At 39.1% G+C, this 13,065-nt stretch carries 14 protein-coding genes; all 14 read left to right on the top strand.

What is annotated here, in order from left to right:
- Positions 1-19 precede the first annotated feature (19 nt).
- The 14 genes from GXK58_RS07560 to GXK58_RS07495 all read left to right on the top strand — a co-directional run bounded on the left by GXK58_RS07560 (position 20) and on the right by GXK58_RS07495 (position 13,045).
- Positions 20-730, top strand: a complete 711-nt coding sequence (locus tag GXK58_RS07560) for a hypothetical protein (protein ID WP_160721362.1) — start codon at positions 20-22, stop codon at positions 728-730.
- Between the two features lie 348 nt (positions 731-1,078).
- Complete coding sequence (gene spoIVA, locus GXK58_RS07555) at positions 1,079-2,557, top strand: stage IV sporulation protein A (RefSeq protein WP_160721360.1); 1,479 nt, start codon at positions 1,079-1,081, stop codon at positions 2,555-2,557.
- 358 nt (positions 2,558-2,915) lie between these two features.
- Positions 2,916-3,188: an HU family DNA-binding protein gene (locus GXK58_RS07550; protein ID WP_007084878.1), complete on the top strand. Its 273-nt coding sequence runs from the start codon at positions 2,916-2,918 to the stop codon at positions 3,186-3,188.
- 475 nt (positions 3,189-3,663) lie between these two features.
- Complete coding sequence (folE, locus tag GXK58_RS07545; RefSeq protein ID WP_160721358.1) at positions 3,664-4,230, top strand: GTP cyclohydrolase I FolE; 567 nt, start codon at positions 3,664-3,666, stop codon at positions 4,228-4,230.
- 37 nt (positions 4,231-4,267) lie between these two features.
- On the top strand, positions 4,268-4,504 hold the full coding sequence (gene mtrB / locus GXK58_RS07540) for a trp RNA-binding attenuation protein MtrB (RefSeq protein ID WP_237389598.1): 237 nt from the start codon (positions 4,268-4,270) through the stop codon (positions 4,502-4,504).
- Between the two features lie 208 nt (positions 4,505-4,712).
- On the top strand, positions 4,713-5,525 hold the full coding sequence (locus GXK58_RS07535) for a heptaprenyl diphosphate synthase component 1 (RefSeq protein ID WP_237389597.1): 813 nt from the start codon (positions 4,713-4,715) through the stop codon (positions 5,523-5,525).
- Between the two features lie 3 nt (positions 5,526-5,528).
- Positions 5,529-6,230 (top strand): demethylmenaquinone methyltransferase, encoded by a 702-nt coding sequence (locus GXK58_RS07530; RefSeq protein ID WP_160721354.1) that lies wholly within the window; start codon positions 5,529-5,531, stop codon positions 6,228-6,230.
- Between the two features lie 45 nt (positions 6,231-6,275).
- Positions 6,276-7,238, top strand: coding sequence for a heptaprenyl diphosphate synthase component II (hepT, locus tag GXK58_RS07525; protein ID WP_160721351.1), 963 nt, complete (start codon positions 6,276-6,278; stop codon positions 7,236-7,238).
- Between the two features lie 106 nt (positions 7,239-7,344).
- Positions 7,345-7,791 carry a nucleoside-diphosphate kinase gene (gene ndk, locus GXK58_RS07520; protein ID WP_160721349.1) on the top strand — a complete coding sequence of 149 codons (447 nt, stop codon included), beginning with the start codon at positions 7,345-7,347 and terminating at the stop codon, positions 7,789-7,791.
- A 362-nt stretch (positions 7,792-8,153) separates the two neighbouring features.
- On the top strand, positions 8,154-9,326 hold the full coding sequence (aroC, locus tag GXK58_RS07515; RefSeq protein WP_160722176.1) for a chorismate synthase: 1,173 nt from the start codon (positions 8,154-8,156) through the stop codon (positions 9,324-9,326).
- Positions 9,326-10,396 carry a 3-dehydroquinate synthase gene (gene aroB / locus GXK58_RS07510; RefSeq protein WP_160721347.1) on the top strand — a complete coding sequence of 357 codons (1,071 nt, stop codon included), beginning with the start codon at positions 9,326-9,328 and terminating at the stop codon, positions 10,394-10,396. Before aroC ends, aroB begins: the two co-directional genes overlap by 1 nt.
- 17 nt (positions 10,397-10,413) lie before the next feature.
- The gene (aroH, locus tag GXK58_RS07505; RefSeq protein ID WP_160721345.1) at positions 10,414-10,788 is read left to right on the top strand and encodes a chorismate mutase; all 375 of its coding nucleotides are present in this window, start codon (positions 10,414-10,416) and stop codon (positions 10,786-10,788) included.
- Positions 10,789-10,822: 34 nt separating this feature from the next.
- Entirely contained in the window at positions 10,823-11,911 is a 1,089-nt protein-coding gene (gene hisC / locus GXK58_RS07500) for a histidinol-phosphate transaminase (RefSeq protein ID WP_160721343.1), read from the top strand.
- 27 nt (positions 11,912-11,938) lie between these two features.
- A complete protein-coding gene (locus GXK58_RS07495; RefSeq protein ID WP_160721341.1) occupies positions 11,939-13,045 on the top strand; it encodes a prephenate dehydrogenase in 1,107 nt (368 codons plus the stop codon).
- Positions 13,046-13,065: the final 20 nt, after the last annotated feature.

The following is a 13,065-nucleotide window of genomic DNA, read 5'->3' as shown; positions in this document are numbered from 1 at the left end:
AACATACATAGGTGATTTTATGAAAAGAAAAATGCTGATTAGCTTTTTTATGATTACAGCTGTGCTCTTATCGGGCTGTATGTATCCAAAAGAGGAATTGACTCAAAATCAAGTGCCGTATAAAGATCAAATGAAAGCGGTCCAAACGGCTGTTGATGAATTTCAAAAAGACAATGGCGGGATTCTGCCGATTAAAACGAAGGAAGCGGGTACGCCTATTTATCAAAAGTACCCAATAGAATTTAAAAAAATTGCCCCAAAGTATATGGCTGAACCGCCAGGAAATGCCTTTGAGAGTGGTGGTATCTTTCAATATGTGCTTGTTAATGTTGAGACAGACCCCACTGTTAAATTGTTGGATTTAAGGATGGCTGAAACGATTCGTGAAATAAAATTAAGGATCGAATCAACTGGTTATCCCCCATATAAAGAACAAATTGCCAAAAATGTTTTTTCGCTCGATTTTACCAAACTTGGATACAAGAAAGCACCCTTTGCGGTCAGTCCATTTACTAATCAAAACCTTTCATTCGTTATCACTGGCGATGCAGAGGTATATATTGATTATCGCCCTGATCTTTACCAGATGTTAAAAAAGACAGGAATTAAACCAAACCCAGGCGAGGATATACTATCAATCTTAGTAAATGACTCGATGTTTGTTCCGGCATATTCTCTTCCCATTACCATCGATTCTAAGACGAAAGAACCTGTTTTTTTAGAAGAATAACTTAGTCCAGTCCCCTAGAAATAGTGCAGCATACTGTACCGTTTTAATTTTTGTCATAACCCTTTTCCTATGAAATATATTGTAGGAGAAGGGTTTTTTATGCTAATTCAATTAATGGCGATATGACTCGGTGAACGTATCGGTTAGCCATGGTTAGAAACCCTCCATTCTACCTAAAGAGCAAAGTAAAACAGATATCAGTACATCAAGTGAATTTTTAACAAGGGGGTAAAAAATTTTATAAAAGTGTCATAACAAGATAGGACAACATCATAAATATATACTGTCCAAAAATACCTAATATGGATGATATTATCCCACTTTACTCTATGATCGGGAGGGGATCACTTGGAAAAGGTTGATATTTTTAAAGATATTGCCGAGAGAACAGGCGGTGATATTTATTTAGGAGTAGTCGGAGCAGTTCGAACAGGAAAATCAACATTTATAAAAAAGTTCATGGAGCTTGTTGTCTTACCGAATATAAGCAGTGAAGCAGAAAGGTCTCGGGCACAGGATGAGCTGCCGCAAAGTGCAGCTGGTAAAACCATTATGACCACCGAGCCGAAGTTTGTTCCTAATCAAGCGGCCACTGTGAATGTCGACGAGGGGCTTAATGTTAATATCAGGTTAGTAGATTGCGTGGGTTACACAGTCCCTGGTGCTAAAGGGTATGAAGATGAAAATGGGCCGAGAATGATTAATACACCTTGGTATGAGGAACCTATCCCATTCCATGAAGCTGCAGAAATTGGTACAAGAAAAGTGATTCAAGAACATTCCACCATTGGAGTTGTGGTTACCACTGATGGTACAATCGGTGAAATTCCAAGAAGTAATTATATTGAGGCGGAAGAAAGAGTAATAAATGAGTTAAAGGAAGTTGGAAAACCATTTATTATGGTTGTCAACAGTGCTCAGCCATATCACCCTGCTACTGAAACGTTAAGATCAAGTTTAGCAGAGAAATATGATATTCCTGTTCTTGCAATGAGTGTTGAAAGTATGCGGGACAGTGATGTGCTCAATGTCCTTCGTGAGGCATTATACGAGTTCCCAGTACTAGAGGTGAATGTGAACCTTCCAAGCTGGGTCATGGTGTTAAGAGAGAATCATTGGCTCCGTGCAAGCTATCAGGATGCTGTTAAAGAAACAGTTAAAGATATCAAGAGATTGAGAGATGTTGACCGTGTGGTTCAAAGTTTCAGCGACTTTGAATTCATTGAAAGGGCTGGATTAGCAGGTATTGAAATGGGTTCCGGCGTGGCTGAAATTGATTTAATTGCGCCCGATGAATTGTATGATGATATATTAAAAGAAATTGTCGGAGTGGAAATTAGAGGGAAGGATCACTTACTTGAATTAATGCAGGATTTCGCTCATGCCAAGGCAGAGTATGATCATATTGCTGATGCCTTGAAAATGGTGAAACAAACAGGGTATGGAATTGCTTCCCCTACACTAACGGATATGAGTCTAGAGGAACCAGAGATCATCCGTCAGGGAGCTAGATTTGGCGTCAGGCTGAGAGCAGTAGCTCCATCGATTCATATGATCAAAGTCGATGTTGAATCTGAATTTGCTCCTATTATCGGTACCGAAAAACAAAGTGAGGAATTAGTCCGATACCTGATGCAGGACTTTGAGGATGATCCGCTTTCCATCTGGAATTCAGACATCTTTGGCCGGAGTTTAAGTTCCATCGTACGCGAGGGAATTCAAGCTAAGCTTTCCTTAATGCCAGAGAATGCAAGATATAAGTTAAAAGAAACGTTAGAGAGAATTATTAACGAAGGTTCTGGCGGATTAATTGCTATTATCCTCTAAATGTATGGCTCCAATTTGGAGTCTTTTTTTTTGCCTAAATCTATTTCTAAAAATAAGACAAAAATAGCAGAATATTGATGAACCAAAGAAAAGATTACCATTATTTCATGAAATCTTCTTGATATGCGGAAATGATTATGATAATCTTTTAACAGAATTACGTTATAGTCCTTGAAACCTTTATTTCTCAAGGGTTTTTATTAAAAAAATAGATTAAGGACCATAAAGTAGTAAAAATGTATTACTTTGGTAATAAAACCTTACTATGACGTATAGAAATTAGAAAAATTGTTTAGAAATGTAGATAAGTAATCTTATTTACGAATCTTGATAATTTCTTTGGGAGGAGGTGAATGGCATGAACAAGACAGAACTTATTAATGCAGTTGCTGAAGCGAGCGAGCTTTCAAAAAAGGACGCTACAAAAGCAGTTGATGCTGTTTTTGATGCGATTTTAGATGCTTTAAAAAATGGTGACAAGGTTCAATTAATTGGTTTTGGTAACTTTGAAGTACGTGAGCGTGCTGCTCGTAAAGGGCGTAACCCTCAAACAGGTGATGAAATCGAAATCGCTGCAAGCAAGGTACCAGCTTTTAAACCAGGTAAAGCGCTTAAAGATGCTGTTAAGTAATTACATAAATGATTGCTTTAAGTGGGTAGCTTAAGAGCAAAGGTCATGGGAAAGTCCATGGCCTTTTTTTATCGTTTAAGAAATTATTAAATTTTCGCTTGTGGGATAACTGTTAATAAAAAGGACTGTCGACGTCCAGCTCCAGCGCCTAGCCCCTCGAGGTCACAAGCTTATCCAGTTGCGGCTCCTTGGGACTGAAGCCTAACCCACCCCCTGAAGAAGGCAAAAAGCGCCTTCTTGCAGGGTGCGTCTTAGTCTATCGTCCCAGGGCAGTCGCCTCCACATTTAGGTCAATCCGTCCTAAAGGTTAAAGAACAACCTTTCGGCCGGCTTGTCTTTTGCTTGTCGGGGCTGGTCAAGGCGCTTCCGCTTTAGTTTGTAAGAAAACGTCTATTTTTTTGCTTGCATAGAAATGATTGTGCTAATATGTAAATGTTGTTTATTCTTAAAAGATATACTTTAGGAGGAATTCGGTATGTCGCAAATCAATCGTCCGCAAATTGAAGAGGCGGTACGTTTAATATTAGAAGCAATTGGTGAGAACCCAAATCGTGAAGGCCTGCTTGATACACCAAAACGGGTAGCTAAAATGTATGAGGAAGTTTTCAGCGGATTAAATGAGGATCCAAAACAGCATTTCGAAACTATTTTTAGTGAAGATCACGAAGAGCTTGTCTTAGTTAAGGATATCCCATTTTATTCCATGTGTGAACATCATTTAGTACCTTTCTTTGGAAAAGCACATGTGGCATATATTCCGCAAAATGGCCGTGTTACAGGTCTGAGTAAATTAGCACGTGCCGTAGAGGCTGTTGCAAAAAGACCGCAGCTTCAGGAGCGGATTACATCGACAATAGCTGATAGCATGATGGAAAAGCTTGACCCCCGCGGTGTAATGGTTGTTGTGGAGGCTGAGCATATGTGCATGACCATGCGCGGTGTAAAAAAACCAGGTTCTAAAACCGTCACAACAGCAGTCCGTGGGACGCTTGCGGATGATGCAGTTGCAAGATCAGAAGTATTATCTTTAATAAAATATTAAGGATAATATGATTTCTACAAGTAATGGAGGGTTGAATTTGGAGAAACGAAATTCACAAAACAGCGATTATGTGGTGATTAAAGCAGAAGATGATGGAGTTAGTGTAATTGGCTTAACAAGAGGATCTGATACAAGATTCCATCATTCAGAAAAGCTTGATAAAGGGGAAGTGCTGATTGCTCAGTTTACGGAACATACCTCCGCAATTAAAATTCGTGGAAAAGCTAAAATTCTCACTCAATTTGGCGAGATTGAAAGTGAAGCAAAGAAATAGGATGGGCAGGGAAAACGTTATCTTAACATCAGTGATTATTTTGTGAATTTCTGCCCATGGTTGACCTTTTATGATATAATGATGTCTGCCTTGTTGTTAATTGAGTTATTTAATTTTATGGTAAATGGGGCATTATATGGGCATGAAAATCCCAAACAAAATAGATAATTAAAATACATAAAGTGATTACATTGGGGATGTAAGGGTGATGAAAGTGCATGATATTCGACAAAAATTCACTAAAATAAAAGAGCAGGTCGAACAAAGGGTTTTTGATCCCTACTTACTTCAGTATATAGAAGCCCCAATTATTGACGAGGATAAGCTGCTAATCCTTGTCTCCATAATGGAACCATTAGAACTTTCTTTTAAAAAGCTGCAAAACTATTCCTTGTCTGCAATGCTAATCCAAATTGCCCTTGACACCCATGAATACATATCAGGTGATGCAGTTGATGAGAAAAAACGTCAGTTAACAGTCCTTGCGGGAGATTATTTCAGCGGACTTTACTATAAGCTTCTTGCAGATTTAGAAGATGTAGAAATGATAAAATCTCTTTCAAAAGGGGTAAAGGAAGTAAACGAAAACAAGATTCTTGTTTACCAGGCTGACTTTGATGGAATAGAGAGTTTAATGACCAGTATAATTAGGATGGAAAGTTCTATACTGACAAAAGTCTCTGATTATTTTAAAGCAGAGGATTGGAATGGTTTTATTGCCAATCTTTTATTATTTAAACGAATATTAAAGGAAAGAGAACAATATTTTCAATTTGGACAATCTTATTTATTTCAATCATTGCAACAGATTCTTTTCTTTGATACCAAAATAGAAGAATTAACACCAAAGCAGTCACAAGGACTGCTTCAGGTTTGTGACGATTATTTAGAGGGTTTAAAAGAAGCCGTTGAAGATGGGTTAAAACATCTGCCGAACTTAAATGAATTCCTTACAAAAAGGGTTGAAGTATTATTAAGTCAATACCGGCCAAATGCAAAAACTTTTGTGGAAGAAGGGTAAAACATGCAGCAATCGAAAGAACAGCGCGTTCATAATGTGTTCGAAAAGATATCTGATAACTATGATAAAATGAATTCAGTTATTAGTTTTCAGCAGCACATTAAATGGCGGAAAGATACCATGAGAAGAATGAATGTTCAACCTGGTTCAAAAGCTCTCGATGTTTGCTGTGGAACCGCAGATTGGACCATTGCTTTAGCAGAAGCAGTTGGCCCGTCAGGAAAAGTTTCAGGTCTAGACTTTAGCCAAAACATGCTAAATGTCGGGAAAGAGAAGGTGAAGGAGTTAGGACTCGAGCAGGTCACATTAATCCATGGCAATGCTATGGAATTACCATTTCCTGATAACAGTTTCGATTATGTGACGATAGGTTTTGGTTTACGTAATGTACCGGACTATCTGCAGGTATTAAAGGAAATGCAACGGGTTCTGAAGCCTGGCGGGATGGCAGTCTGCCTGGAAACATCCCAGCCTACCTTAATTGGCTACAAACAGCTCTATTACTTTTATTTTCGTTTTATCATGCCTATGTTTGGAAAGCTGCTTGCTAAAAGTTACCGGGAGTATGCTTGGCTCCATGAATCTGCACGTGATTTTCCAGGGATGAAAGAGCTGGCTAAGTTATTTGAAAAAGCTGGATTTAAAGATGTGAAATATAAACCGTACAGTGGTGGTGCTGCGGCAGTCCATTTCGGTAAAAAATAGAATTAAGTAAAAATGAAGACAGGATGAAAAGCAGGGTGAATACAAATGAAATTAAAAATGATGTATTCATTTTTGAATTCGGATATTAACATAATAGAGAAAGAGCTCGAAGAGACGATCCAGCCGGAGTCTCTTCTTTTGAAACAAGCTTCTATGCATACATTACAAGCCGGAGGAAAACGAATTCGTCCTGTTTTTGTTTTGCTTGCAGGGAAATTTGGGTCTTATGACATTCATGTGCTGAAAAATGTTGCTGTTGCCTTGGAATTAATTCACATGGCCTCCCTCGTACACGATGATGTCATCGATGATGCAGATCTTCGCCGCGGACAGCCAACCGTCAAATCAAAATGGGATAATAAAATTGCCATGTATACAGGTGATTTCGTTTTTGCCCTTGCCCTTGAATTAATGACCAATATTAATAAACCAGAAGCACATAAAATACTGGCCAATACCATTGTGGAAGTTACGGTCGGGGAAATTCAGCAAATTAAGGATAAATATCGTTTTGATCAAAATCTAAGGGACTATCTAAGAAGAATAAAAAGGAAGACGGCCCTGTTAATCGCTGTAAGCTGTCAGTTAGGAGCCATTTCTGCAGGAGTGGAAGAACATTATCATAGGAAACTTTTCCAGTTTGGGTATTATGTTGGTATGTCCTATCAGATCATAGATGATATTTTGGATTTCACCTCAACTGAAAAGGAGTTAGGTAAACCGGCTGGAAGCGATCTTTTACAAGGAAATATTACCGCCCCTGCCCTATTTGCTATGAACGATTTTCAGATACTAAGCGAAATAAAAAAGGTACACGAAAAAATGATGCCCGAGGAAATAAATAGAATTATATCTCTCATTAAACAATCTGGTGCCATAGAAAAGGCGTTCATTTTAAGTGATCACTACTTAGATAAAGCATTAACCGTTTTAGAAGAATTGCCTGAGAATAAAGCAAAAAAGACCTTGCGCGACATTGCCAAATATATAGGCAGACGAAAGTTCTAGTTTCCTAAGCAAATGTAAGCTTGCTAAATATTCAAAAAAATGATAACATTTTCATGGATTGTTCAACCTAACAACCATATACATAATATTTTTAGGGGTGGAATTCATGGAGAGAACATTTTTAATGGTAAAGCCGGACGGAGTTCAACGTAACCTTATTGGGGAAATTGTATCTCGTTTTGAAAAGAAAGGCTTCCAATTAGTTGGGGCAAAATTAATGAGTATTCCGAATGAACTTGCTGAAGAACATTATGGTGAGCATAAAGAGCGTCCTTTTTTTGGGGAATTAGTAAGCTTTATCACATCTGGACCTGTTTTTGCGATGGTTTGGCAAGGTGAGAATGTGATCGCAACGGCCCGCCAAATGATGGGTGTTACTAATCCAAAGGACGCTGCACCAGGAACCATTCGCGGTGATTTTGGTCTGATTGTTGGTAAAAATGTCATTCATGGTTCGGATTCCCCTGCAAGTGCAGAACGTGAAATCGGTCTATTCTTTAAAGAAGAAGAGTTGGTCGATTATTCAAAGCTGATTAACCAATGGATTTATTAATTTAATGGCTTTGTTAAAGAACATTGTTGATTTTTAAACCAACTGTTGATTGGAGCGGAAGGCACGAAGACTCCTGTGGGAGTACGGTTCAGGGGAGACCCCGCAGGCGTAAGCGCCGAGGAGGCTCACCGAAACGCCCACGGAAAGCGAAGTGCCTGGAGTGGAAATCAACAGCCATGTTTAACACAGCCAATTTAATAAAAGCGGCACTTGTATAATACATTATGCAAGTGCCTTTTTTGTATCCGATTTCAAAAAAATTTATTCTTATTTTCTGAATAGTAGTACTATGTTTATTTTGTTCAATATGTTATATTGATACATAATTCTTTAATGAGTTGAAGGGGGAAAGAGCAATGGGAATGAGATATTTAACAGCAGGAGAATCCCATGGGCCGCAGTTAACGACGATTCTAGAGGGCTTGCCAGCGGGAATGCCGCTTGAAGCTTCTGACATAAATGATGAATTGGCAAGACGTCAAAAAGGTCATGGACGAGGAAGACGGATGCAGATTGAAAAGGATACAGCTGAAATTGTATCAGGAGTTCGTCATGGACACACCTTAGGTTCCCCGATTGCTTTAGTAGTCAAAAACAATGATTGGAAGCATTGGACTAAAATTATGGGAATTGAGGTCTTAGAGGAAGGCCAAGAGGATGAAATTAAACGAAAAGTAACAAGAGCTAGACCGGGGCACGCGGACTTAAATGGTGCGATTAAATATGGTCACCATGATATGAGAAACGTCCTAGAGCGTTCTTCGGCGCGTGAAACAACAGTCAGGGTCGCAGCAGGTGCAGTAGCCAAAAAACTACTATCCTTACTTGGTGTGCAGATTGTAGGTCATGTTGTCGAATTAGGAGGGGTGAAAGCAGCGGTTAATCCTGAGCTTTCAATAGAAACATTAAAAGAAGTAACAGAATTATCCCCTGTTCGAGTCGCCGATCCTAATGTAGAACAAGAGATGATGTCAGCCATTGATGAAGCAAAGAAAAATGGAGATTCTATTGGCGGTGTAGTTGAAGTAATTGTTACTGGGATGCCTGCGGGTATTGGAAGCTACGTTCACTTTGATCGGAAATTGGATGGTAAATTGGCAGCGGCCATTATGAGTATCAACGCTTTTAAAGGTGTCGAAATTGGGATAGGTTTTGAAGCAGCCAGATTACCTGGAAGCTTAGTACATGATGAAATTGCCTGGTCAGAGGAAAAAGGTTATTACCGTAAAACCAATCGTCTTGGCGGTTTTGAGGGCGGAATGACGACAGGTATGCCGCTAGTTGTTAAAGGGGTTATGAAACCAATTCCAACCCTTTATAAACCGCTTATGAGTGTAGATATTGAAACCAAAGAGCCATTTGCGGCCAGTGTGGAGCGCTCTGATAGTTGCGCAGTGCCTGCCGCAGCCGTTGTAGCTGAACATGTTGTAGCATGGGAACTTGCTAACGCAATCATTGAACAGTTTAATAGTGACCGTTTTGAAACTCTTGTCGAGGAAATCAATAAACATCGGGAATATGCGAGGGAGTTTTAATGGAAACGATCCAAATCCAAACAGAATCAAGGCAATATCCCGTGTTTGTTGGAGAAGGGGTTAGAAAAGAACTACCTGCCTTTCTATCTGATCATTTCCCCAATCTGACAAAAATTCTAATCATAACGGATGAATCGGTTGCGAAGCTTCATCTTGAAAAATTACTGCAGGTACTAAAACAATGGGAGCCAGTCACTTTTACTGCCCCTTCGGGTGAAAAAGCAAAAACATTTGATGTATATTATGAGGCCCTGACTACTGCTCTCTCTAATCATTTAGATCGAAAATCGGTTGTTCTTTCCTTTGGAGGAGGGGCGGTTGGAGATTTATCAGGCTTTGTAGCATCCTCTTTTATGCGCGGGATTCCTTTTATTCAAATTCCAACAACCATTCTTGCGCATGATAGTGCAGTTGGCGGGAAAGTAGCAATCAATCATCCTCTTGGAAAAAATATGATTGGAGCCTTTTATCAGCCAGAAGCTGTCTTTTATGACCTTGAATTATTAGAATCACTGCCAATTCATGAGATCCGTTCAGGGTTTGCTGAAGTGATCAAACATGCACTTATTGCCGATCCTGAATTTTATCAGTGGTTAAGATTAAATATCAACGACTTAAATGGAATAACAAAACAGCAATTATTAGATTCGCTTGTAAAAGGAATAAAGATTAAAAATCAATTTGTATCACAGGATGAGAAGGAAACAGGGATACGTGCTTTCTTGAATTTGGGGCATACACTTGGACATGCAATCGAAGCAGAAATGGGCTACGGGAAATTTACACATGGTGAAGCCGTGCTGATTGGAACCATCTTTGCATTAAAATTAAGTGAAAAATTAGTAGGTTTGTCGTTCAACATAAATGAATTTATTCAATGGGTGACAGAGTTGGGTTATCAAACCACTATACCTAAACAACTTTCCTTTGAAAGCCTGATTGGCAGAATGAGACAGGATAAGAAATCGGTTGGAAATGCAATCCGCTTCGTGCTGCTCAAACAGGTGGGAGACCCCTTACTTCAAGAAGTTGCTGAAGACGTATTATGGCAAGAATTGACAACATTTTAATTTAAGGAGGATTGTTTATGATTAGAGGGATGAGGGGAGCCACGACGGTGAGTTCAAATTCCGAAGAGGCTATTTTTTCAGCTTCAGAGGAACTTTTTGCTAAACTAATTGAAGAAAATCAAATACAACCTGATTCCGTCGCCTCCGTGTTTATTTCAACTACAGAAGATATTGATGCTGCTTTTCCTGCAAAGGCATTACGGGAACTTCCAGGCTGGAGCTACGTACCGGTCATGTGTATGAGGGAAATGCCTGTTCCTAACTCTTTAAAGCTGTGCGTTAGAGTGATGATGCATGTCAATACTAATGTGGCACAGGAAAATATTGTTCATATATATCTTAGAGGTGCAAAAGTGTTAAGACCGGACTTAAACAACAGTCCAGCATTATAGAATCAATTTACATTATACAATTGGGGTGGAGAAGATGAGATGGAAAGAGCAGTTATTAACACTGACTCCATATCAACCAGGAAAATCAATTGATGCAGTAAAGAAACAATTCAATCTTGAGAAGATTGTTAAGCTTGCATCCAATGAGAATCCTTTTGGATGCTCTGAAAAGGTGAAAGAGGCGCTAAATGCTAACCAGACCAGCTTTGCCATCTATCCTGATGGTTATGCAACAAATTTAAGAGAGACACTTGCCCAGTTTTTACAGGTTGAAGAGAATGAAATTATCCTAGGAAACGGATCAGATAATTTAATTCAAATTATTTCAAGGGCGCTCTTACATCCCAATGCTAGTACAGTAATGGCTGATCCAACTTTTTCACAGTACAAGCATAATGCTGTAATTGAAGGAGCAATCATCAAGGAGATCCCTCTAGTCAATGGAGAGCATGACTTAGACGCGATGTTGGACGCAATTGATGAGAAGACCAATGTAGTTTGGGTATGCAGCCCTAACAATCCGACAGGTACTTATATACCTGAGAATAAATTAGTCCCTTTCCTTGAGAAAGTACCGCCTCATATCCTAGTCGTTCTTGACGAGGCCTATTATGAGTATGTAATTGCTGAGGATTATTATCAGTCTATTAGTTTGACACGTAAGTTCGATAATCTAATTGTGTTAAGAACATTTTCAAAAGTATATGGTTTGGCAGCCTTAAGAGTCGGCTATGGGGTAGCTAACCCAGCAATTATAAAAGCGCTGGAACCGGCAAGAGAGCCATTTAATGTAAATTCTTTAGGGCAGATAGCAGCAAGTGCGGCAATACAGGATCAGCAATTTGTCGAAGACTGTAAAGAAAAAAACCGACAGGGACTTTCACAATTTTATAAATTTTGCGAGGAACATAAATTAGATTATTATCCTACGCAGACCAATTTTATCTTAATAGATTTTAAAGTAGATGGAGATAAGGTTTTTCAATATTTACAAGAAAGAGGATATATTGTCCGTTCAGGTAAAGCACTCGGTTTCCCGACTTCAGTAAGAATTACGGTTGGCTCCGAAGAACAAAACGATGGTCTATTAAAGGTATTAAGCGAATTTCTGGGGGCGAACTAACGTTTTCCCAAAATAGGGGGATTGAAATTGAAAGGCCGGGTTTTTGTCATTGGCTTAGGATTAATAGGCGGATCCTTGGCATTATGTATTAAAAAGGAACATAAAGGTTCAGAAATTGTCGGATTTGATATTAACTTTGAACAGGCAAGGCTAGCCAGAATGCTTGGGGTTATAGATGAAATAGCAGAAAGTATTCAAGATGGGGCTCTATCAGCCGACTTAATTATTATTGCGGCTCCAGTAAATGAAACACAGGAAATTATTCAGCTTCTTTCCGGGCTTCCGCTTAACCCGGAAGTAATTGTGACTGACACAGGCAGTACGAAACAGAAAGTTGTTGAAAGCAGTCTTAGTTTAAAAATGCAGGGGATTACCTTTATCGGCGGGCATCCGATGGCTGGCTCACATAAAAGCGGTGTTTCAGCTGCAAAGGAAATATTATTTGAAAATGCCTTTTATTTGTTAACTCCTGAAGATTACATTGATCAATCCAGAGTGACTGTATTAAAAGAGTGGTTAAAAGGTACGCATGCGAAATTTTTGACAATTAGTCCCGAAACACATGACTATCTAACAGGAATTGTCAGCCATTTTCCGCATATTATTGCCGCTTCGATTGTTCGGCAAACGGAAAGACTTTCTGAATCACAGAGTCTAATCCCCCGCCTTGCTGCGGGTGGCTTTCGTGACATCACAAGAATTGCCTCAAGCAGTCCTGAAATGTGGAAGGATATCTTGCTTCACAATCGTGACATATTAATAGAATTGCTTAACCAATGGCAATTAGAAATGGATGAAGTAAAAACCCTGTTAGAGCAAGAAAACAGTAAGGCTATTTTTAGCTACTTTAGTCAGGCAAAGCAGTTCCGTGATGGATTGCCGCAGAAGGAAAAAGGGGCCATACCATCATTTTATGATTTGTATGTTGATGTCCCAGATTACCCTGGGGTAATTTCTGAGATAACTGGATATTTAGCAAAAGAAAATATCAGCATTACAAATATTCGCATATTGGAAACACGTGAAGATATTAATGGAGTATTAGTGATAAGTTTTCAAACGGAAGAAGATCGCCAAAAGGCTGAACGTTGTATTGGCAGCTATTCCAGTTACGCAACTTCAGTGGGGACCTGACTTTTTTAAAAGACTTGCTG

The organism is Bacillus sp. USDA818B3_A (assembly GCF_009928415.1).
In the GTDB taxonomy this organism is placed as follows: domain Bacteria; phylum Bacillota; class Bacilli; order Bacillales; family Cytobacillaceae; genus Neobacillus.
Note: the sequence above shows the minus strand (reverse complement) of the source record. Positions and strands in the feature narration are given on the sequence as shown.

Coding starts and splice junctions, on each gene's coding strand:
- aroC (WP_160722176.1), top strand. CDS start 8,154: ATGAGATATTTAACAGCAGGAGAATCCCATGGGCCGCAGTTAACGACG.
- GXK58_RS07535 (WP_237389597.1), top strand. CDS start 4,713: ATGAAAGTGCATGATATTCGACAAAAATTCACTAAAATAAAAGAGCAG.
- hepT (WP_160721351.1), top strand. CDS start 6,276: ATGAAATTAAAAATGATGTATTCATTTTTGAATTCGGATATTAACATA.
- GXK58_RS07530 (WP_160721354.1), top strand. CDS start 5,529: ATGCAGCAATCGAAAGAACAGCGCGTTCATAATGTGTTCGAAAAGATA.
- GXK58_RS07550 (WP_007084878.1), top strand. CDS start 2,916: ATGAACAAGACAGAACTTATTAATGCAGTTGCTGAAGCGAGCGAGCTT.
- aroB (WP_160721347.1), top strand. CDS start 9,326: ATGGAAACGATCCAAATCCAAACAGAATCAAGGCAATATCCCGTGTTT.
- aroH (WP_160721345.1), top strand. CDS start 10,414: ATGATTAGAGGGATGAGGGGAGCCACGACGGTGAGTTCAAATTCCGAA.
- folE (WP_160721358.1), top strand. CDS start 3,664: ATGTCGCAAATCAATCGTCCGCAAATTGAAGAGGCGGTACGTTTAATA.
- hisC (WP_160721343.1), top strand. CDS start 10,823: ATGAGATGGAAAGAGCAGTTATTAACACTGACTCCATATCAACCAGGA.
- GXK58_RS07560 (WP_160721362.1), top strand. CDS start 20: ATGAAAAGAAAAATGCTGATTAGCTTTTTTATGATTACAGCTGTGCTC.
- ndk (WP_160721349.1), top strand. CDS start 7,345: ATGGAGAGAACATTTTTAATGGTAAAGCCGGACGGAGTTCAACGTAAC.